The organism is uncultured Sphaerochaeta sp., from assembly GCF_963676625.2.
Lineage (GTDB): Bacteria > Spirochaetota > Spirochaetia > Sphaerochaetales > Sphaerochaetaceae > Sphaerochaeta.
Genome location: NZ_CAXXYB010000014.1, coordinates 84,098 through 106,462, shown reverse-complemented (window position 1 = coordinate 106,462; position 22,365 = coordinate 84,098). Strand labels below are relative to the sequence as shown.

Sequence of the window (22,365 nt, the reverse complement as noted above, 5' to 3'; positions counted from 1 at the left end):
CTATCTCTCATTTGTTCCTGCATAAAAAGCATAGGAAGCGAGACTCTTTATTAAATTTACAGATGAAACAAGAGTAAAACCACTTGTTGCAACTAAAACAGGTTCCCAAAATTGATTTTTCAGTCCATTTGTATTTGACAGAGACAAACATGCAACATATATCCCAAACAGGAAAATAGTACTTCTCAAACTTCCATAAAAAGATTTCTGGGCATCATCCAACAAACTTGAATCATTCATCCACAAGGGTTGCAAGTCAAAGGTAAGGGTATTTTGCATTTTCTGCATCTGAATTGCTTTTGTGGAAAATCCATCCTTTGTGGCAACGGCTACCAAAGGAAGTGAATAATCATCTATCTTCATTTCTGAAGAAAATCCATGAAAAGTTCCATCTGCAAACCAGTTGACATTTCCTGTATCAGAAAGCATTTCAAGGTTTCCAAACGTTTTATTGACCAATTTGGCATCAATTTTTATTGCATGAGTACCATCGACATCGAGAGTCAAGGTTTTTCCGATGTATCCAAAAGCTCCCAGAGAAAGTTCATAACTCCCCGGCGTAAGAAAAACATTGTTTGAAATGATTTCCAAAGGTTTTTCATTGGCAACTACAGTCAATCCAGCAGGTCCATTCTCAAATTCAACTAAACCAAGGGCCTCTCCATGTCCTGTAACTTTCATCAAGGATAAGGCTAACTCAGGTTGGAGAGGATATAATTCCTGTGACAATCCAAGTTTATCAAAAACAGTTTGCTTAATTTGAGTGTCAAGAGAGAAATACTCCACCTGCAATCGGATATGACCAGATAGGGGGCTGGCAGAGACCAACAGCAGGGCGTCCATGCCCTGTGAACGACAATACCAAGTCAAACCCTCTGCTCCTGAAACCAAGATTTTTTCCAAGGCAGGATCTTCATCCAAAAGAGTGTATTGTATAGGCAACGAATCAAAAGTGATCGCTTCAGACTGAACGGTCGAAGTCCTTTCGGATTCTACCGCTTTTACATCCTCATTTTCATAAGCCGTATGGATACGAGCTTCAAGGGAAGCTTCTTCTCTTTCAGAATTTTTATTTTGTATATATGAACTCAATCGTCCATCACTATTCAAAAATCGCGAACAATAGATTTTGGCAGTTTCCTCCACAAAGGAGGAAACCTCTGAATTGGGAGTTCCCATTGAAACGATGCCGATGGAAAACGTGTTGTCCTGCGTGTCGACAGAATAGAGTTGGGGGCATACGACAAAAGCCGTTACCATAAGTAACAGAAGCAGTTTCCGAATACCGCCCGACATACCTACTCCTTTTGGTCCCAACGAAGGAAACTCTCAATGAAACTATCGATATCTCCATCCATGACAGCCTGGATATTTCCAACGGTTTGGCCTGTCCTATGATCCTTGACCATCGTGTAGGGTTGGAAAACATATGAACGAATCTGGCTACCCCAGGTTATTTCTTTCTTTGCGATAGCTGTCTTTTGATGTTCCTTTTCTTGCTTTTCCTTATAATACTCGTACAAACGGCTGCGTAGCACTTTGAATGCTACATCCTTGTTCATGTACTGGCTTCGTTCATTCTGGCACTGTACGACGATTCCTGACTCATAATGGGTAATACGAACAGCACTGTCTGTCTTGTTTACATGCTGCCCCCCTGCACCACCGGCACGGTAGGTATCCAGACGATAATCCTCAGGTTTCAGGTCAATTTCTATGGTATCATCGATAACAGGAGACGCATATACGCTGGTAAATGAGGTATGGCGACGCTTTTGTGCGTCAAAGGGGCTGATACGTACCAGTCTATGAACACCTGCTTCGCCCTTGAGGTATCCAAAACTATACAAACCGGAAACTCGTATGGTTGCGCTTTTTATGCCACCTTCATCCTCGAGTAAATCAAGAACTTCGCTTTTGAAGCCATTTCGCTCGCAATAGCGAAGATACATGCGCATCAACATATTGGCCCAATCACTGGCTTCAGTACCACCTGCCCCAGCATGGATAGAGAGAAAACAATCATTCTTATCAAACTTGCCATTCAGAAGGGTCTTTAGCTTCAGACGATTGTACTCTTCAACGAGTTTGGAAATTTGCTCATTGATTTCTATTTCTTCCTCTGGGTTATCCGGTTCAGCAGAATATAAATCAATCAGTTCTTCCATATCATCGATTTTTGCAATGAGCTCCTTCCAGGGAACAATGGAATCTTTTATGCCATTAAGCTCAGTATAGAGAGTCTCGGCACCCTTTTTATCATCCCAGAAACCAGGTTCCAGGGTCTTTGATTCAAGCTGTGAAATCCTGACTTGCATTGAATCCGGGTCAAAGCCGCCTCCATACGGTATAGGCTTCTTCCTTGACAGTTTCAAACATGGATTTATTCTGAAAAAACATAAAAACTCCTAAATATAATATTACTTGCGTTCCAATCTCAACCCAATAGTAACTTTTTTTTGTTCTCCTGGGGAAATAGCCAATGGCCAAATGGGTAAAAGCAAAGTATGTTGATACAAACGTTCCTGCCCCATCGTTGTCTTATAATCAATAGTATAGTCTTCTTTCAGCAAGGTAAAGCGGTTATCGGCAACCAGGGTAATCGAAGTATTGTTCGGCTCGTCATATAACCTGAGCGTTTTGACGTCATCAAGGATTACTTCTGCTTCCTCATAAGGATTTGATTTCTTGCTTTCCAGCAAGGTAACAGGAACAGTGGTCCCCTTCATTCCCAAGGAAAGCGGGATCTCGCAACCATAGGAACAGTAGACCTCACTATTCCCCAAATTTGTAATCGTAATTTCCAACAATACTGTATTCTGTCGAAATTTATAATGCTTTTCCAAGCTAAGTTGACTTGAAAGGAAGCCATTTTCATAGCACTTTGCAATAGCAAGAAACTCTGTATTTCTTTTATCAATGACAGAAAGGTCATATACGTTTTTTCCCATATCCAGACAATGTAAAGTATCAGATTTTTTATATTCATCTAATGGCAAGGAAGGATCAAGGAATACGTCGTTGAAAATTCTTTGTTTCCTCCCTGGTTCAAGTGGATGCAAAGCCTGTGAACTGCCAAAACCGGAAAGAGGGACAAAGGTATCTCCATAATTGAACAAAGAAGGAAGATAGGTCAATTCACTCAAAGCTCCGCCTTTTGCATCCACTACGGCACTGAGATTTTTTCCGATAGTCAGGTATTCCATATTACCGTCATGATCATAATCGACATTCAAGGGATATGAATAATCCTTTTGGGAAGAAAGGACCGATTCGACCTCGCTGATATATCGCCATACCAGTTTACGCACCGAGGAGCGAAGCATTGATCCATTTGCATCACAAACATAGGGAGCTCCTGTGGCAATCTTCAGAAGAAGGGAATCAATCCGCTTACGAATATCTTTATCTTTCTTGTAACTTCGAGTTATTTCCCATAAAGAGGTATATCTGCCATAGAGATACGCCAAGGATTCATCCTTTACAAATATCTCATTGAAACATGACAAATCAGAAACTAAACTGTCATAGCCATACCATCCACTTTGCAGATATCCCTTTTCCAAGGGACTATTCGGATCAAAGAGGTCTTCGATAGAAGAGGCTCCATGGTCAAAGAACAAGGAAAACAAGGCAAGGGTCTCTTCCTCTGTAATATTTCCCTGGCAGAGTTGGTCAATATTCACCATTGCAATGCAATATTCATTTGAAACGTCCTCAAGACGAATCCGTGCCTGTTCAAGAAGATATTTGAAACTTATCTCGCCCATTCCATATTGCTTGACAAGGTTTCCGATCAAATCATCCGTCGGGACAATCTGAACAGTCTTTCCCAACTCCTGCATTTGATAGGGAATTGCCTTGCATACCGTATTATGCACCGTATCATGGCTTGATATCAGTATTTTATCGATGCAACAAAGATTAAGGGTATTTATGTATAAAGGATTGAACAGTTCCCCATAACACCACAAAGTCCGAGGCCTTTGCCCATAGCGTTTACGTATCCAGGTAGTGTCCAGTTCAATTTGATTTGATCGATCTTTCGGTGAAAGTAAGGAAAGCACACTCTGATGGTAACTTCCGCTAACCAATTCAACCCTGCCTTTCCGGGCAAGATCAGCAATGAGCATATTCACTTCTGGATGATTGCATTCCAACCATTCCATGATTGAACCATTTAGATACAATTGCAAGACAGTTACAGAAGAATTGTACAGATAGGTCAACAAAGGTTTGAATACACAAACCAATGCCCGTTCGTATACGGGCATTGGGGAACCAGAAGCAATTTGACTGTACGCACCTATCAGTATTTTCATTCGCTACCGCTTGACTATACATTTGCTCGGGCACGCCTCTGCTGCCTCTGCTATTTGACTATGGGGAACCTGCTGATCAAATTTTGAAAGAAAATTCTCAACTTTACAGCCGGATTCAGGAAACTTGTTTTCACAAATCTTACACCCAATACACCCAACGGTACATTGTTTTCTTACTTTTCCGCCTGGATCGTGATTATTGCAATCAATTACATATTCACTTTCGGCATTCATCAATTGAATTACACCATTTGGACAGATTTTTGAGCATTTGCCACAGCCGATGCACAGGTCTTCATCCACTATGATAAAACCATCCTTATCTTTTGAGATGGCTTCTACAGGACACACGGCAATACAACTGCCAAGATGCAAACATCCACTCTTGCAAGTATTGTCTCCACCAAACAACAAAGCGGCCGCGTTACAGTCTGTAAGACCTTTGTAATCATAGTCCTTGGTCGTAAATTCACAATTGCCGCCACACATAACATGGGCAACCATTTTTCCTGTTTCAGAAACCTTTACTTCCTGCCCCATGATTTCGGCCATCTTTACATTGAGTGCTGCTCCACCTGGGTTACAAAGCCCTATTTCGGCAATGCCATTTCCAACAGCAGCAGCATACGCATTACAACCGGCAAAACCGCATCCACCACAATTGGCACCCGGCATGATTTTTTCCAACGCCAAGATTTTTTCATCTTTCTTGACAGCAAGTTTCTTTTCTGCAAAGGAAAGCCCATAGCCAAAAATACCCCCAAGGATGGCTACGACCAGTACAGCTAATAAAATATTCATGGCTTTCTCCTTATACCAGATGCAAATTCGTAAGCAACGACTTGTCAAATGCCATGAATGCAAGAGCCATCAAGCCAGCAGAAATAAACGCAATGGGCATACCACGGAAAGATCTCCGAACTGGTTGGACATCAAGTCTTTCGCGAATATTACTCATCAGAACTATTGCCAATGTAAAACCAATACCTGCGGCCAAGCCACCGGTAAAGGATTCCATGACATTATATCCATTTGTAATATTTATCAAGGCAATACCCAAAACAGCACAGTTAGTAGTGATCAAGGGAAGATATATTCCCAAAGCCTTGTACAAGGGAGGACTGATCTTCTGAATGACCATCTCAAGTAATTGAACCAAGGCAGCAATGACCAAGATAAAAGAGAGAGTTTCCAAATATTCAAGAGAAAAAGGAACCAAAAGAAAATGGTATATACACCAGCAAACCACAGAAGCTACACTGGTGACGAAGGTAACCGATGCCCCCATCCCTATTGCATTCTCACTGCTTTTTGAGACTCCGATAAAAGGACAAAGTCCCAAAAACTGCACCAGAATGAAGTTATTGATAAATATAAATGTTAGCAGTATTGCCAAGTATGCCATGTTAATTCCCCTTCTTTCGTGATGTATTCCAATCAAAGAATGCTTTCAGGTAACCCATGATCAACAGGGCTCCAGGAGCAAGGGCCATAACCCTTACAGGATTCTCATGGAACCAAGGAATATTAATGACACCCCCAAAAGTTCCCATTGGAAACAGGGTAATCGTCCCTGATCCCAAAAGTTCACGAATTGAAGCAATCAAGACAATTCCCAGGCCAAAGCCCAAGCCCATCCCTATTGCATCAAGTGCGCTGTCAAGCATGGTATTCTTGCTGGCAAAAGCCTCGGCTCGACCTAAGATAATACAGTTTACTACGATCAAGGGAAGATATACTCCCAGAGCATTGTAAACCGAAACTACATAGGCATGCATCACCATCTCAGTAACAGATACCAAGGCGGCAATGACAACGATATAGGCTGGGATATGGATACTATTGGGAATCACATTTCGTAAAGCCGAAATAATGATATTACTGAATAGAAGAACAAACATTACACCGGCTGTCATACCAAGGGCATTTGAAACCTGGGTAGAGACACCTAAGGTGGGACAAAGCCCCAAGACAACTACAAATATCGGGTTTTCAGCAAAGAAGCCTTTTGTCAGCTCCTTGATGTGTTTTCCTTTCATTTTGTTCCTCCTAGGCTTTTTACGAACTCACTACCGCCGGCAATTGCCTTGCCCAATGCGGCAAAAGTAACAGAAGCTCCACTTACCGCTGAAGCATCCTCAGTGGAAAGCATCGATTTGTTGGTAGGAACAGCTTTCTTTCCGCCAGTTCCCTTGAACTTATCCATATATCCAGGATTCTCGCTTTTCTTGCCCAATCCAGGAGTCTCGCTATTGGTCAACATCTTGGCAGAAAGCATTTCCCCGTTTATTGAATAGGAAGCTACCATGGTTAGTTGACCACCGTAGCCCGAACCTTTCAAGCCTACGATATAGCCCTTGGTTTCACCATTATCCGACAGACCGAGATAATACGATACAATCGAATTATCACTGACCACTTCCTCGGAACCGACTGCCCAACCATTGCTCACTTCTTCAAGTGCCTTCATTCTGTTCTCTTGCTCTTGCTTTTCAATGACCGGTTTGGTTATTGAGTTCGTGAATCCCAAGGCAAAAGCACAAACGCCACAGATGGCCAGAAGGATAAAAGCATATTTCAAGTTCTTTTTCATACTTTTTCCTCCTTCAACTGTTTTCGGTATTCCTTTGTATCACCAAACTTCCGCGGAACGATGAATCGATCAATGGTCGGGGTTACGATATTCATCAAAAGGATCGAGACCGAGACTGCTTCAGGCATTGATCCAAAATATCTGAACAGGAAGGTAAAGAAACCACAACCCAGTCCAAAGATTATTTGCCCTTTATGGGTAATGGGTGACGTAACATAATCAGTCGCCATGAAAATGGCTCCAAGCATCAAGCCGCCGGTAAAGACGGAGGACAGGACCTCGCCTTGGAAAAATCCAAGATCGGAACGCAAACCACCGAATATCCAGCTGAGAATTGCAACGGAAAGAATATAGGAAACACTCGTTTGCCAAGAAAGGATTTTTTTGACAAACAGAAAAATTCCACCGATCAACAACATCAGCGCACTGACTTCTCCAATACAACCTCCTACATTTCCAATGAAGGCATCAATTGTATAAGGAGAAAGACCGATTGCATGGGACAGCGAAGTTGCAAGGGAAGAGGCAGGATACCCCGCATTGGCAAGTATCTGATCAGAAGACATTCCCAAGGAACCTGACACGATGGAAGTTTTGACAAAGGAAAGGGGTGTAGCCGAACTGAGAGCATCAGGTACAATACTTGATAGAGCTCTTGGCATGACATATCTGCCCATGGGAGTCGTAAATGAGAAGAATACAAAGACACGTCCGGCCAAGGCTGGATTGACCCAGTTTGCACCAAGCCCGCCAAAAGTCCACTTCGCCACTACGATGGCAAAGAAACTTGCCACACAAGGAATGTACAACGGAATGCTTGGACTCATGTTCATCCCAACAAGAAGTCCGGTAAGGAAGGCAGATCCATCCCAAAGAGTATCCTCCTTGCTGAAAAGACCAAGCAAATATTCAAACAACATAGCCGTACCAATGGATACGGCAAGAACCAATAGCGACCTAAAGCCAAACGCATATACACTCCAGATTGTAGCTGGAAGCAAGGCAAGCGATACGGTCCACATGATAGATGAGGTATCAGCCTTCGCATGGATATGCGGAGATGCCGAAACCGACAACGAGGGTTTCATCATTTCTTCTTTCTCCCCAATTTTTTACCATTCTTCATTCCGTGGACAAGAGGAATATGTGCAGGGCACACAAACGAACAACACCCACATTCCTTACAATCCATAAGATTGCTTTTCATAGCCTCGTCATACATTCCGTGGCTGATATAGCGGTACAGACGTGCTGGCATCAAACCAATTGGACAAACAGCTACACAACGTCCACAGTTAAGACAGGCAGTAGTACGATATTCCTTTTCTTTGGGAAGAGCCAAAAGACCACTGGAACCTTTTGCCATCGGCGTATCCTGGTCAAAAAAGGAAAATCCCATCATAGGGCCACCACTGACCAATTTGTCCGGCTCACTTGAGAAACCACCACAAAAGGCAAGCAAGTCGCTGATTTTGGTACCTATCGGCGCAAGGATATTCTTCGGGTTGGCAATACACTCACCCGTAACACTGATCACCCGTTCATACAGGGGCTTATGAAGCACGATGGCCTCATAAATTGCATTGCAGGTCCCGACATTGACAACCACGGCACCGATATCCAGAGGAAGCTTTCCTGAAGGTATTTCCTTGTTTATCGTAGCCTTGAGCAACTGTTTTTCATCGCCTTGGGGATACTTCATCTTGAGTCCGACTACTTCAATCGGAAAACCTTTTTTTTCGGCAACATCCTTGAGATGAGCAATGCAATCAGGTTTGTTGAGCTCTATTCCCACGATTACCCGATTTGCACCGGCAACCTTGGCGGCTATCATTGCACCTTCCAGGGCAAATTCACCCTTCTCCATCATTACCCTATAATCAGCAGTAAGATACGGTTCGCATTCGACGCCATTTACCACCAGTGCATCCACTGATTTGCCCTTGGGAATGGACAATTTTACATGCGTCGGAAAAGTCGCACCACCCATACCCACTATTCCCATATCCTTTATCAAGGCAAGAAGTGCTTCTCTCTCCTGATCTTCCCAGGAAAAAGTTTGTGTGTACTCTTCATTTTGCTGCTCATCCGGTACGATAATATAAGCATCGCAACAAACACTGTTTGCAAGTGTTACCTTTCGGATATCCTTGATCATGCCAGAAACAGGAGAATGGACATCGGCACTGATAAAACCAGAGGCTTCACCAATTTTCTCACCTTTCTGTACGAGGTCCCCTTTGGACTTCAAAGTTTTCGCCGGCGCACCGAGGTGCTGGGACATTGATACAACCAACTCTTTAGGAAGGGGGAGTCGTTCAATCCGCTGGGAACGGCTGAATACCTTTTTATCATCAGGATGCACGCCACCCTTACTGAACGTAGGTACTTTCTGCATGGAAAACTCTCCTTGAATATGTAATTAAAAACCTATTGTACATTTTTTATAAAATGCGGTTCTATTGTACAAGAAAAACAGTATAATGAAAACCATGAATCGAATTTTTAAATACGCTTTTTGGAAATTAAAAGGCACAAAGGTATATGCACTGGTTGGCAAGAGTGGTACAGGAAAAAGCTTCCGTTCCAAGCTTGTCGCAGAAAAATATTCCATAGATTTGATTATCGATGACGGTTTGCTTATCAGGGGAGACCGAATTCTTGGGGGAAAATCCGCCAAACATGAGAACAATGTCCTTTCTGCTGTACGCACTGCCGTGTTTGATGATCCCGAGCATCAGAAAGAAGTCATCGATGCCCTTCAGAGAGAAAAATATCATAAAATCCTGCTTATAGGAACAAGTGAGAAGATGGTCTACAAGATAGCACAAAGGCTTAACCTTCCCCAACCAGAAAAACTATTTCGTATAGAGGATATTGCCACAAAAGAAGAAATAGAGACTGCCATGCGGATACGGTATACAGAAGGGAAACATGTCATCCCTGTCCCGTCCATTGAGATAACCCGAAATTATCCACAAATTGTCTATGACACCATGAGAGTTTTTTTCAAGAACAAACGCCCTTCTCCATTTCGGAAACGAAAAATCAGTTTCGAAAAGACTATCGTTCGACCAGAATTCAGCAAATATGGAAAAACAACTGTCAGCGAGGCTGCCTTGACCCAGATGGTAGCACATTGCCTTGATGAATTTGACAGCCAAATAAAAGTAAAGAAAGTGACGGTTCAGATAAAAGCGGAAGGGTATGCCTTGAACGTCCGCCTCAGGGTGCCGATGCAACACCAAATCACCACCACTTTGGGCGAACTCCAGGAATACATTGCCGATAGCCTGGAAAAATATGGCTCAATCTTTGTCGCCAGCGTCAACATAGAAATTGAGGAATGGGCCTAAAAATCATGGACCTCAGCACTGGAAGCAACCTGCTGTGAGCCGGAAGGCAGGGTCTCCAGCTTTGGACCCTGAGGCTTTCTCCTTCGGTGAGGTCTCCGTTTCTTGTTGGCAGTCGACACCTCAGTGCTTTCTTCCGTTTTTCGTGGCCTTGCAGGACCTCTTCTTTGCGGGGGCTTGTTGACAGCACGCTGTCCTCGTACACAATTTCGGGGAGTTCGGTACCCGCGATCCAGCAATAAATGTTCAGAAGCAAGTTCCACTTCATAATTTGAGGGAGTCATGGGACTGATTAATACTTTTATCTGCCGGAAAGTCTCTTTGAAACGTTCTTCACTTGTCATTTGGTCATCAGTAAAGAAAATGAGGGGAGCAACCAAGGATTTGATCATATCCGCAAGATTGACCTCATCACCTCTGCCCATTTTTGCCTCGACAACTTTACCATCAAGTTCCTTCAGACTCTTCTGCACCTGGGGAAATTTGCAATATACGGAAAAACAAGGAAGCATAAACACAAGAAGTTTGTATTTTTGCAACTCATTGAAAATTTCCCGGCTATGCCCAGAACCCAAAATCTTGTTCACCTCTTCGGTCAGACGACTGGTAGAGGTTCTGGAAAGCTCATTCGCATATTTTCGAATAGCCATCTTGACATTGAAACGTAAGGTAAAACCTGTAGAGACTGAATATTTTATGGCTCGAATCATTCTGACAGGATCTTCCTTGAAAGACTCGTCCAAATGAATTATTGAGCTGATTCTTTTTTTCTTGAAGTCCTCCATGGCATTGTTGAAATCCAACAATTGGGAGGTGGAAGGATCAAAATAGAAGGAATTAATGGAGAAATCACGTCGTTTTGCATCTTGGTCAATGGAACCAAATACATTATTATTGCCATCCATAGCCTCTTCACCACTACGAAAGGTCGAAACTTCCAAAATTTTATCCTTGAAGACCAGATGAACGAGCTTGAATCGTTTTCCTATGATCCGGGCATTCCAGAAAAGCCTTTGGATTTGTCGGGGGGAAGCACTTGTAGCCAAGTCAAAATCCTTGGGGACATTGCCAAGCATAAGGTCGCGCACAGCGCCTCCGACCAAATAGGCTTCAGCGCCGGATTGTTGTAGTTTGCGAATAGCCCAAACCGCGTCTCGATCAAGCATGGCAGGATTTATCCTGTGCTCATTCTGTGTATAAATATTCGCAACGGGCACTGTCTTGCCATTCTCGTCTTGTTTGTATCGTATCAGCATAATGCTCTCAATAAGTAGGGTGGAAAAGAATCGCATATTGCAGTACACAAGCGATTCGTTATACACTCTTTGTACACCATATAGTGCAAAAACACAACAGGAGTTTAGCAATGATTGACGAAACACAGGATAAGAGGATTATAGAACCCAAAGTTTTGAAAGGGTTCAGAGATACTCTACCTGCCATGGAGATACAGAAAAAGGCCATTATCAACAAATTGGAAACCCATTTCTCCAGCTATGGATTCGTCCCCATCGATACTCCTGTCCTTGAATATACCGAAGTCCTGTTGGGAAAAGGCGGCGGAGAAACCGATAAACAGATTTTTCATTTCAAGGATAATGGAGAACGTGAGGTAGCCTTGCGCTTTGATCTTACTGTTCCCTTTGCCAGATTTCTTGCCATGCATCAAAATGAGCTTGCCCTACCCTTCAAGCGTTTTCACATCGACAAGGTATGGCGTGGAGAAAATCCTCAGAAGGGCCGGTTCAGGGAATTCACCCAATGTGACTTTGACATCGTTGGAGTTGATAATGCCCAGGCCGATTATGAGATACTCGCGATGATGGACAGTTCCTTTGCCTTGATGGGTATCAGCGACTATAGGTTCTGCGTTGCCCACAGAGGATTATTCAATGCCTTTTTGTCATATCTGGAAGTAGAAAATAAAAGCGTCGATATTCTACGCACGGTAGACAAGCTGCGTAAGATAGGCACTGATGAAGTAAAAAGCCTGCTTCAGGAAATTACCAGTTCCGAGGAGAAAGCCGATAAAATCGTCAGCTTCATAACCAAGATCGACGAGAATGAACCTTTCTTGGATACGCTTCACAGACTTTCCCGACTTGCTGGAGACGAACAGGAACATACGCAGAGAATGGAGCAGATCTATCAGTATCTCTCGGATGCAAAGATCCAAGACCACTTCACCTACGACCCTTCCATTACCCGGGGACTCGATTATTATACGGGAATCGTATATGAGACCTTCTTGACGGAACTCCCGAATTTTGGCTCTGTCTGCAGCGGTGGTCGTTACAATGACCTTGCCTCGCTTTACACCAAGGAGAAACTTCCTGGTGTAGGATCTTCCATAGGTCTTGATCGTCTTCTTGCTGCACTTGAAGAATTGAAAAGCCCTGTATTGAAAAGCGGGAGCTCTGCTGATGTCATTGTTTTCTGCCTTGACCCGACCCTGAGAGGCTGGTATGACAGCCTTGCACGTACAATTCGCACATCAGGTCTACGTTGCGATGTCTATATGCTGGATAAAAAGATGGGAATCCAGTTTAAATACGCCGAAATGAATCACATTCCATTCGGCTTGACCTGCGGGAGCGAAGAGTTTGCAGCAAACTCCGTTACCCTAAAGAATCTATTGACTAGAGAAACGCATCGAAATATTTCCATCGAGGATGCGATTTCTCTTATCCAAAGGAAATAAGTTTGCAAGATTTGAAACAGTTGCCGGTCTACCAACACCGGCAAGAAATTCTCGATGCTCTTCGTGACAACCAAGTCATAATCGTCGAGAGTCCTACGGGAAGCGGTAAAACCACCCAACTTCCCATCATCCTCCTTGAAGCCGGCTATACCGATTCACTTTGTGTAGGCATTACGCAACCAAGACGTATCGCGACCCTTTCGGTCTGCGAATTTATCAAGAAACAAATACATGAAAGAGAGGGGTTCGTCGGCTACAAGATGCGCTTCGAGGATACTACCGATTTCACTACCAAGGTTAAGGTAATGACTGACGGTATTCTCCTGATGGAATTGAAAGCCGATCCCTTACTCAAGAATTATGGTGTCATTCTTGTTGATGAAGCACATGAACGCTCGTTGAACATTGATTTTATCCTGGGATTATTGCAGGATGTCATGAAAAAGCGATCAGACTTCAAGGTAATCATTTCCAGTGCCACCATTAACACCAAGGTGTTTTCGGAATTCTTCAATGGTGCCCCTATCATTTCGATTGATGCCCAAATTTATCCGGTAAAGATAGTATATCAACCCCTTGAGGCTGAAAAACTTGATTTCCAGGTAGAAGCCATTACCCGTATCGTCATGAATCAGGCCAGGAACAACCGTGGCGACATCCTTGTTTTCATGAGCGGGGAATTCGACATCACCACCTGCGTAAATGCTCTCTATGGAGCGGATTCCGAAAAACTTTTGGAAATCTATCCTCTTTTTGGACGTTTGAGCAAAGAAGAACAGGAATCTGTATTCAACGATACCACAAAGGGAAAAACCAAGGTTGTCGTTGCCACCAACATTGCCGAGACCTCAGTTACCATCGACGGGATCACTGCCGTCATTGATTGTGGAATCGCAAAGATCAATTTCTATAACCAAAAAGATTTCACGACTTCCCTGGTACCGCTTCCTACCAGTCGTTCAAGTTGTGACCAACGCAAGGGACGTGCAGGAAGAACTGCTCCCGGCACGTGTTTCCGTCTATACTCCGAACAGGATTTCAAAAGTCGTTATGCCTATGGCACCGAGGAAATTCTCAGGACTGACCTATCGGAAGTCGTACTGAGAATGAGTGACCTCAGCATCTTTGACTATGAACATTTCCCTTTTATAACCAGACCTAAAAACAGTGCCATAACATCAGCTGAACAGACTCTTCGATTCATCGGAGCAATCGATGAAGACAGACACCTGACCCAAATCGGTGAACTGATGTGTAAATTCCCCTTGGCCCCAAGACATTCCAGGGTAATTGTTGAAGCCCTTGTCCATTACCCGGATGTCCTTGAAGAGGTCCTCATTGCCGTTTCCTTCCTGTCAACGAAAAACCCTTTCTTGCTTCCTCCAGGTGAGGAAGAGCAGTCGCGAGCGGCGCATAAACATTTCAACAATTCCCAATATGGGGATTTTGTCTCCTATCTGAATATTTTCAAACAATATACGGACAACCCCAGCAAGGAAGCCAAGCAAAGATTCTGCAAGCGTTCCTACCTCGATACCCAAGGGATGCAAGAAATCTTGCACGTTGATGAACAATTAGGTGAAATATGCGGAGAAATTGGCTTTCCTTTGACTCATGGTGGCAATGTGCGGGATTATCTCAGTTGCATAGCAAGCGGACTTTCCCAGTATATCTGTATCAAGAACAGGGGAAATATGTACAAGAGTCTGACAGCTGACCAAGTATTCATCCATCCAGGTAGTGCCTATTTCAGGACACCGCCGCAGTTTATCATTGCCGGGGAAATTGTACAGACGAGCAGGATGTATGCACGTGCCGTCAGCCCCCTGGAGAAAGAATGGCTTGATGACATCTCCCCCAATTTATACAAACACCTGATAGGATTGACCAAGGAAGAACCAAAACGGCTTTCAAGGCAAGAAGAACGGGAAGAACGGGAAGGAAGGGAAAAAATCCAAAAGGCCGCGGACAGCAAGGCAACAGTTACCGTCTACAGAAAAAGCTACCCAACTGTCTTGCTCAACCATAAGAAAGACAAACTTATGGCAATCATTCCGCTTGAAGATCTCGCCTATCTATCTCAGGCCAATGAAAAGGCCCCAAAGAGGCCAAAGAATTTCCTCTCGGCGTTGTCTTTCAAGGGTTTTTATATCCACTATGCTGACAAATTCTTCTCTATACTGGAATTGAATGGCAAAATAGATACAGAAAAAGGTGTTTTGGATAATCCACCGAGTGGAATTTTTACGGTGGAGGACAAGCAATTGCTAGTTGACAACCTCTCTTGGATCCTTGCCTTGTGCAAAAGCAAAAAGGACCGCAAGAGGCTCGGTTTTGTCATGCTTGATCAAAGCGGAGACGGAAATTACCGGTTTGCCTTCAACAACGACTGTTTCGATGCCCTGGATACTTCATTGTTCTCCTTGCTGCAACTTTCGGAAGCCTTCGAAACAGCAGGAGACGTCCAGATGGCCAAAGAAACAGGTAAGCTATACGGCAAACTCCTCAAGTTGGTCGAATAGTCAGAAAATTGGTTTTGCAATCACCAGATGCTGCACAAGTGCAGTTTCAATGGGACGAAGAACGGCCTTGCCTTGGCTTTCCATCAGGACAAACAAGACCTGGCCGTTCATTTTTTTCTTGTCCTTCATCAGCCGTTCTCGAAAATCAATCCAATCACCTCTTCCGATTCGGTAATCAATATCATATCCATAGGACTTGAATAACTTTATGGCACCAGTGGCGTACGCCTTGTCGGTTATCCCCAAGGTAACCCCTGCTTCCAAGGCCCTGCAAGTCCCCCAGGCAACTCCGATTCCATGGCCAAGGGAAAAATGGGCAGAAGCCTCAAGGGCATGTCCAAAGGTATGTCCCAGATTAAGCATCTGACGAATCCCCAGAGTCTCGGTGGGATCTTGTTCTATATACCATTGTTTTACTGCAAGGGAAAGAGTCACCAAAGTCTGGAGGGTCTCATTGTTCCTGGCAAGGATTTCATTCTTTTTTGTCAGTAAGAACCTATATAAATGTTCATCTTGGCTTAGCAGGGCATGTTTAAGGACCTCCGCAAGACCATTGAGAAATTCTTTTTCAGGCAAGGTTCTGAGGGTATCCATACAAATCAAAACTTCGTTGGCAGGATAAAAGGAACCAACCATATTCTTCAGACCCTTGAAATCTATTGCTGTCTTACCGCCAACAGAGGCATCAACCATACATAACAAGGTCGTCGGTACCAAGGTAAGCTTGCAACCTCTCATGTATATTGAGGCGGCAAAGGCTGCCATATCACATACAACTCCCCCACCAAAACCAATAATCCTTCCATCCCTAGCTAAGCCTTCATCGATGGCCGTGGCAAGAATCCGTTCAACGGAGGAAAAAGTCTTTGCAATCTCCCCACTGTCCAGAACTACGTTTGCCGGTGGCAATTGCTTGAAAAGGGTTGCCGTATTGGTATCAAAAACCCACAAAACGGAACGCCCATAATTGCCAAGACGCTCAGAAAGATCTTTCAGGTCATCAGCAAGGAATACATCAGTTTGTTTGCCATTTGCAAGGGTAGCGGTAGATAATGATTTCATACATAACCTTATACCCTTTGTAAGCTGGAAAGACAAGAAGCAAAGAATATTTTCCCACTTTCAATTGACTGATTGTTTTTTGTTTTTCACTTGAATTAATGGGATAATTTCAGCACAATACAGAACATGACTCAATTAAGGTATTTTGATAATGCTGCCACGACCCCCATGGGCAAGGAAGCATTGGAAGCATATGAAGCTACGGCACTTGACTACATCGGAAACCCATCTGCCCTTCACCTTGAAGGAAGAAAGGCAAAACAAGAATTACAGGATTGCAGGGAAAATATTGCACGTCTTCTCAAAGTTTCGCCCCTTAACCTTACCTTTACCAGTGGTGCCACTGAATCGAACTCCATTGTAATGAACAACCTGCTCTGGACCCAAAAACCAGGCGAGGTGATCCTGTCCAATATTGAACATCCTTCCATCAGTGAATATGCACGACTGCTAAAACAAGTAGGATGGAACGTCATTACCATCAATGCTCCCCAGGGGTTCATACAACCGGAGGACCTAAAAAAGGCCCTTACCAAAGAGACCCGGTTGGTATGCTGTATGTTGGTAAATAATGTCGTAGGCTCCATCCAGAATATTGCAGGCCTTGTCGAGACCGTACGAGAATTCCAAAAACAAAACGGAAGAAAAATTCATTTCCATACCGATGCCGTGCAGGCCTTGGGCAAGATACCCTTCTCTCTCTCAGATCTTGGCGTAGACAGCGCATCGTTCAGTGCACATAAATTCAATGGCCCCAGAGGTATAGGAATATTGTACAATACCGATTCTGGGTTACAAGCTCTTTGCCGGGGCGGGGACCAGGAGGATGGGTTGAGACCTGGGACAGAGAATCTGGCTTCCATCAAGGCCATGACCGTAGCCTTGGAGCAGGCCTTTGCCTTTCGGGAAGAACATTTCAAGAAAGCTACTGCAATACAGGATATGCTTCAGGAAGAACTCAGGGAATTTACCCAGTTGTCTCCCAGAAGTAATTGCAGTCCCTATATTCTTGCCCTTTCAGTCAAGCCAATTCCCAGCGAAGTATTTACCAGAATGCTCTTTGATCAAGGATTCTGTGTTTCCTCAGGTTCGGCCTGTTCCAACAATGTAAAGAAAAAGGGAGAGACAGTCTTATCGGCCATGCTTGTCAAACCTGCTGACTCCAGAAGTAGCATTCGCCTTTCCTTTGGGTATGACACCACGCTTGAAGATGCCAAAACCCTTGCAGAGACCATCAGAACATTATATAGGGAGCATTCATGAAAGACTCTACACTCTACCTGGTAAGACTAGGTGAAATTTCTTTAAAAGGCCTTAACCGTGACTATTTCGAAAAACGCTTGAAGCAGAATATAAAAAACAAACTCAAACCTTACCGAACACAAGTTTCCAAGCAAAAAGGGCGCATCTATTTCGAAATTCATAATGATTGTCCTGAAGCTGTCACCAGACAGGCTTTCAAGACAACTTTCGGCGTAGTTGGTTTCTCCAAATGCGTACGTTGTGAAAAGGATATGGAAACCATCAAGGCTGTTGCCGCAGAATTGATAAAGGCAGAACCATTTGCCTCTGGTACGGGTACATTCAAATCGATTTCTACACGTGCAGACAAGAATTTCCCTCTTACCAGTTATCAGATTGATTGTGAATTGGGCGGAGTCGTCCTTGACACCTACCCTGACATGAAGGTACAGGTCAAGAATCCCGATAAAATAATTCATTGCGAAATAAGGGACAAGGCATATCTTTACACTTCTCCCGAAGCCGGCCCCGGAGGTCTTCCTGTTACTACGGCTGGAAAAGGGATGCTTTTGCTCAGCGGGGGCATAGATAGCCCGGTGGCAGCCTACAGGATGGCTCAACGCGGTTTGAAATTGGAATGCATTTATTTCCATGCCTATCCGTATACCAGTGAACTTGCCTTGGAAAAAGTCAAAAAGCTGGCATCCTTGGTTGCTCCATATCTTCAGGGAACTCGGTTGCATGTCGTCCCCTTTACCGACCCTCAACTGTGGATAAGGGATCATAGCCCTGAGGATGAACACACCCTCATGTTCAGAGCTTGCATGATGAAAGTTGCCAACAGGATTTCCCTGGCTCAGGAAGGAAACTGTATCGTCACAGGAGAGGCACTCAGTCAAGTTGCAAGCCAGACTCTCGATAGTTTGGTTTTTACCGATAGCATGAGCGATCAGTTGGTCCTCAGGCCCTTGATCGGTATGGACAAGCAAGAGATCATGGATTTGGCAAAAAAAATTGAAACATATGAAACCTCGATCCTGCCGTATGAGGATTGTTGTGTTATATTCAGTCCAAAGCATCCCTCGGTACGTCCTGACAAACAAGCCGTTACAGAACATTTTTTGGATATGCATATTGAGGATTTATTGCAAGATGCCATCAAGAATACCGAAACCTTTGATTTTGGCCCCCATGGGACCCCCCTGCTGTCGCTTTAATTAATTTTCTGGTATTTGTATTTTTTGTTACTACTGTGTAAAAAGCGGTAGCGTATCATCACTGTTTATATATCGGAGGCTTTTCGGTGAGAATCGGATTAGATGTAGGCTCCACAACCATGAAATGCGTCGTTCTCGATGATTCAGGTGCGATCCTTTTTAAAAAATATCAACGTCATTTTTCACAAATCCCTGAAACGGGAATCAAGTTATTGCAGCAAGCCTCTCCTTTTTTGAAAGGGGAAAAGACTACCATCAGTATTTCTGGTTCCGCGGGAATGGGACTTGCCCAAAATCTGGAACTTCCTTTCGTCCAGGAAGTCTATGCTACACGAATTGCAGTATTGCAGTATCTTCCCCATAGTGATGTAGTCATTGAGCTTGGTGGTGAAGACGCAAAAATCCTGTTTTTAGGGACGAACATGGAAGTCAGGATGAACGGGACTTGTGCCGGAGGTACTGGTTCCTTTATCGATCAAATGGCTACTTTGCTCAATGTTTCCCAGGATGATATCGATATTTTGGCAAAGCAGGCAAAACAAAGCTATACTATCGCCTCTCGTTGCGGCGTATTTGCAAAAAGTGATATCCAACCTTTGCTTAACCAAGGTGCCGAGAAATCAGATGTTGCACTTTCCATTTTGCAATCAGTTGTTAATCAAACTATTGCAGGGCTTGCCCAGGGACGTCCAATAAAAGGAAATGTAGTATATCTCGGAGGTCCCCTGACTTTCCTGTCCCAATTGCGGACTTGTTTTGACGAAACTCTGCGACTCGAGGGAACCCTTCCTGAGAATTCCCTTTTCTATGTCGCCATCGGAACAGCACTTGTCACCAACGATATATTCTTTGACATAAAGGATTTAATCGAAAAGCTCAAGCAATATGACAATCAGGGTTCCTATACAAGTATACCTGCCCTTTTCAAGGACACCCAACACTATGAGGCATTCAAGGAACGCCATGCAAAGGCCACCTTGCCTACCCTGGATCCTGAATCCTATACGGGGGAAGCTTTTATAGGTATCGATGCGGGATCAACAACGGTCAAGGCTTGTGTAATCAGTGAAAACGGGGAATTACTCTATAGTCGTTACCAAAGCAACAATGGAAATCCGGTTCAGGCAGTAAAGGAATTCCTGACTACTTTTCTGTCCAGTTATCCAAATATCAAACTGGTCAAGGGCTGTTCCACTGGATATGGGGAACATCTGATCAGTAACGCCTTCAATCTGGAATATTCCATCGTAGAGACCATGGCCCATTTTATCAGTGCGCGTTCTTTCTATCCTACCGTCGATTTTATCATTGATATCGGTGGACAGGATATCAAGTGTTTCAAAATTGAAGAGGGCGTCATTGATGATATTTTCCTCAACGAAGCGTGTTCCTCAGGTTGCGGATCATTTCTCCAGACCTTTTCCAATGCCCTTGGCTATACCCCTGAACAGGCCGCAAGTCTTGCTGTCTCGGCAAAGCGCCCAGTCGATCTAGGCAGTCGTTGTACGGTATTCATGAACAGCTCAGTAAAACAAGCCCAAAAGGATGGCGCTTCGGTTGCTGACATTTTTGCGGGACTTGCCATTAGTGTAGTCAAGAATGCCCTCTATAAAGTAATCAGGTCTACAGATCCTACCATGCTGGGAAAGCATATCGTCGTCCAGGGAGGTACCTTTCTTAATGATGCTGTGCTCCGAGCCTTCGAGATGGAACTGGGCATTGAGGTCGTCAGACCCAATGAAGCAGGATTGATGGGCGCCTATGGATGTGCCCTCTATGCAAAAAAAATGCACAGGACCACTCCGCTGGCAACTTCAATGCTCGACCTTGAGGAATTGAAGGATTTTACACATTCTACCAAAACCATGTATTGCAAAGGGTGTACGAATCATTGCCAGTTGACCATCAATACGTTTGACAATGACAGAAAACTGGTAAGCGGAAATAAATGTGACAGGATCGTGAAACCCGAGGCTTTCTTCAGTGATCCAAGTCAATATAACATTTATGATTTCAAGCAACGATATCTTTCAAATTTCAAGCCCCAGAAAAATCGTCGAGGACAGATTGGATTGCCTCTTCAATTGAATTTTCTTGAGCTGTTGCCCTTTTGGCATACTTTTTTCTCATATCTCGGTTTTGAAGTCATTGTTTCCCCCTTCTCTACCAGATCTACGTATCTTGATGGCCAGGCAACCATTTCAAGTGACACGATTTGTTATCCTGCAAAACTCATGCATGGTCATATTCAATATTTAATTGACCATGATGTGAAAACTATCTTTTACCCCTGTAGCAGTTACAATATCAATGAGGAGAAGGGAGACAACCATTTCAATTGTCCAGTTGTCGCTTATTACCCAGAGGTACTGAAACATAATATCCCTGATCTCGCCAGCGGAGACATTACTTTCATTTCTGATTATCTATCTCTTGAAGACAGTCATTTTCTCCCCAAGAGACTTTATGAGATATTGAAACCACACTACGATATTCCCAAACGTGAAATCCGAATTGCTTGTGAAAAGGCGTACAAGGCTTATGACACCTATATTCAGGCTATACGGACGCAAGGTGAAATAATCATTCAAAATGCCCGTGAAAGAAATATGCCGATCATGGTACTGGCAGGACGCCCCTATCATGTCGATGCAGAGGTAAACCATGGCATCGATCAATTGCTCCTGCAATGTGGTTGCGCCGTTATCAGCGAGGACAGCATCTCCAATAGAATGAAAAAAGAAGGTCGCAATGTCTTGAATCAATGGACGTATCATGCCCGGATGTATGACGCCGCTCGTTATGTATTGACCCAAAAGGATATGCATGTCATCCAGCTGGTTTCCTTTGGATGTGGGCTAGATGCGGTTACGACTGATGAAATGAGAGATATCATGAGACAAGGAAACAAGATCTATACTCAAATAAAGATAGATGAAATAACCAACCTGGGTGCTGTGAAAATCAGGATCAGGAGTCTTCTGGCAGCGTTGGAGGCGACAAGTAAATAATGGCAATTCCATTTACAAAAGAAATGAAAAAGGATTATACAATCCTCATCCCCAATATGTCCCCTGTCCATTTCGAACTGGTCAAGGAAGTATTCGTAAACCACGGATACAAGGTAGTATTGCTGGAAAATCAAGGTCCGAATGTAATCCGTGAAGGTTTACGATATGTACATAATGATATCTGTTATCCTGCCCAGCTCGTAATCGGGCAGATGATCGATGCCTTGAAGAATGGTACGTATGATCTGGATAAGACAGCCTTGGTCATTTCCCAGACGGGGGGGGGGTTGCAGGGCCAGCAATTATCTTTTTTTGCTTCGCAAGGCCTTGGCAAAATGTGAT

18 protein-coding genes are annotated in these 22,365 nt (G+C 43.8%); 7 read left to right on the top strand and 11 right to left on the bottom strand.

Going from position 1 to position 22,365, the window contains the following annotated elements; translation table 11 throughout:
- The 9 genes from ACHZBG_RS17995 to rsxC all read right to left on the bottom strand — a co-directional run bounded on the left by ACHZBG_RS17995 (position 1) and on the right by rsxC (position 9,313).
- Positions 1–1,296, bottom strand: a complete 1,296-nt coding sequence (locus ACHZBG_RS17995; RefSeq protein WP_320130846.1) for a hypothetical protein — start codon at positions 1,294–1,296, stop codon at positions 1–3.
- A 2-nt stretch (positions 1,297–1,298) separates the two neighbouring features.
- Positions 1,299–2,400, bottom strand: a protein-coding gene (gene prfB / locus ACHZBG_RS17990) for a peptide chain release factor 2 (RefSeq protein WP_320130845.1) whose coding sequence is annotated in 2 segments (ribosomal slippage) — positions 1,299–2,330 and positions 2,332–2,400 — 1,101 coding nt in all. Because the reading frame shifts where the segments join, the coding sequence is not laid out codon by codon here.
- 20 nt (positions 2,401–2,420) lie between these two features.
- Positions 2,421–4,322: an alpha-amylase/4-alpha-glucanotransferase domain-containing protein gene (locus ACHZBG_RS17985; protein ID WP_320130844.1), complete on the bottom strand. Its 1,902-nt coding sequence runs from the start codon at positions 4,320–4,322 to the stop codon at positions 2,421–2,423.
- 3 nt (positions 4,323–4,325) lie between these two features.
- The gene (locus tag ACHZBG_RS17980) at positions 4,326–5,123 is read right to left on the bottom strand and encodes an RnfABCDGE type electron transport complex subunit B (RefSeq protein WP_320130843.1); all 798 of its coding nucleotides are present in this window, start codon (positions 5,121–5,123) and stop codon (positions 4,326–4,328) included.
- 10 nt (positions 5,124–5,133) lie between these two features.
- Positions 5,134–5,727 (bottom strand): electron transport complex subunit RsxA, encoded by a 594-nt coding sequence (gene rsxA, locus ACHZBG_RS17975; RefSeq protein ID WP_320130842.1) that lies wholly within the window; start codon positions 5,725–5,727, stop codon positions 5,134–5,136.
- Position 5,728: 1 nt separating this feature from the next.
- Entirely contained in the window at positions 5,729–6,361 is a 633-nt protein-coding gene (gene rsxE, locus ACHZBG_RS17970) for an electron transport complex subunit RsxE (RefSeq protein WP_320130841.1), read from the bottom strand.
- Positions 6,358–6,915: an FMN-binding protein gene (locus ACHZBG_RS17965; protein WP_320130840.1), complete on the bottom strand. Its 558-nt coding sequence runs from the start codon at positions 6,913–6,915 to the stop codon at positions 6,358–6,360. The genes rsxE and ACHZBG_RS17965 overlap by 4 nt, the downstream gene beginning before the upstream one ends.
- Complete coding sequence (locus ACHZBG_RS17960) at positions 6,912–8,006, bottom strand: RnfABCDGE type electron transport complex subunit D (RefSeq protein WP_320130839.1); 1,095 nt, start codon at positions 8,004–8,006, stop codon at positions 6,912–6,914. The genes ACHZBG_RS17965 and ACHZBG_RS17960 overlap by 4 nt, the downstream gene beginning before the upstream one ends.
- Positions 8,003–9,313 carry an electron transport complex subunit RsxC gene (gene rsxC, locus ACHZBG_RS17955; protein WP_320130838.1) on the bottom strand — a complete coding sequence of 437 codons (1,311 nt, stop codon included), beginning with the start codon at positions 9,311–9,313 and terminating at the stop codon, positions 8,003–8,005. The genes ACHZBG_RS17960 and rsxC overlap by 4 nt, the downstream gene beginning before the upstream one ends.
- Before the next feature lie 85 nt (positions 9,314–9,398).
- On the opposite strand from rsxC, the gene ACHZBG_RS17950 reads away from it, so the two are divergent.
- On the top strand, positions 9,399–10,271 hold the full coding sequence (locus ACHZBG_RS17950) for a hypothetical protein (RefSeq protein WP_320130837.1): 873 nt from the start codon (positions 9,399–9,401) through the stop codon (positions 10,269–10,271).
- Here the strand turns inward: ACHZBG_RS17950 and ACHZBG_RS17945 are convergent.
- Positions 10,268–11,524: a poly(A) polymerase gene (locus ACHZBG_RS17945; protein WP_320130836.1), complete on the bottom strand. Its 1,257-nt coding sequence runs from the start codon at positions 11,522–11,524 to the stop codon at positions 10,268–10,270. The two genes, ACHZBG_RS17950 and ACHZBG_RS17945, sit on opposite strands and share 4 nt — an antisense overlap.
- 110 nt (positions 11,525–11,634) lie before the next feature.
- On the opposite strand from ACHZBG_RS17945, the gene hisS reads away from it, so the two are divergent.
- Entirely contained in the window at positions 11,635–12,969 is a 1,335-nt protein-coding gene (gene hisS / locus ACHZBG_RS17940) for a histidine--tRNA ligase (RefSeq protein WP_320130835.1), read from the top strand.
- Between the two features lie 2 nt (positions 12,970–12,971).
- Complete coding sequence (locus ACHZBG_RS17935) at positions 12,972–15,491, top strand: ATP-dependent RNA helicase (RefSeq protein ID WP_320130834.1); 2,520 nt, start codon at positions 12,972–12,974, stop codon at positions 15,489–15,491.
- On the opposite strand, the gene ACHZBG_RS17930 is transcribed toward ACHZBG_RS17935, so the two are convergent.
- On the bottom strand, positions 15,492–16,553 hold the full coding sequence (locus ACHZBG_RS17930) for a 3-dehydroquinate synthase family protein (protein WP_320130833.1): 1,062 nt from the start codon (positions 16,551–16,553) through the stop codon (positions 15,492–15,494). It abuts the gene before it with no gap.
- Between the two features lie 126 nt (positions 16,554–16,679).
- Here ACHZBG_RS17930 and ACHZBG_RS17925 point away from each other — a divergent pair, with 126 nt between their 5' ends.
- The 4 genes from ACHZBG_RS17925 (at position 16,680) to ACHZBG_RS17910 (ending at position 22,364) form a co-directional block, all read left to right on the top strand.
- The gene (locus ACHZBG_RS17925) at positions 16,680–17,816 is read left to right on the top strand and encodes a cysteine desulfurase family protein (RefSeq protein WP_320130832.1); all 1,137 of its coding nucleotides are present in this window, start codon (positions 16,680–16,682) and stop codon (positions 17,814–17,816) included.
- Positions 17,813–19,012 (top strand): tRNA uracil 4-sulfurtransferase ThiI, encoded by a 1,200-nt coding sequence (gene thiI, locus ACHZBG_RS17920; protein ID WP_320130831.1) that lies wholly within the window; start codon positions 17,813–17,815, stop codon positions 19,010–19,012. Before ACHZBG_RS17925 ends, thiI begins: the two co-directional genes overlap by 4 nt.
- A gap of 86 nt (positions 19,013–19,098) precedes the next feature.
- On the top strand, positions 19,099–22,023 hold the full coding sequence (locus tag ACHZBG_RS17915; RefSeq protein ID WP_320130830.1) for an acyl-CoA dehydratase activase-related protein: 2,925 nt from the start codon (positions 19,099–19,101) through the stop codon (positions 22,021–22,023).
- Entirely contained in the window at positions 22,023–22,364 is a 342-nt protein-coding gene (locus ACHZBG_RS17910) for a 2-hydroxyacyl-CoA dehydratase (RefSeq protein WP_320130829.1), read from the top strand. The genes ACHZBG_RS17915 and ACHZBG_RS17910 overlap by 1 nt, the downstream gene beginning before the upstream one ends.
- Position 22,365: the final 1 nt, after the last annotated feature.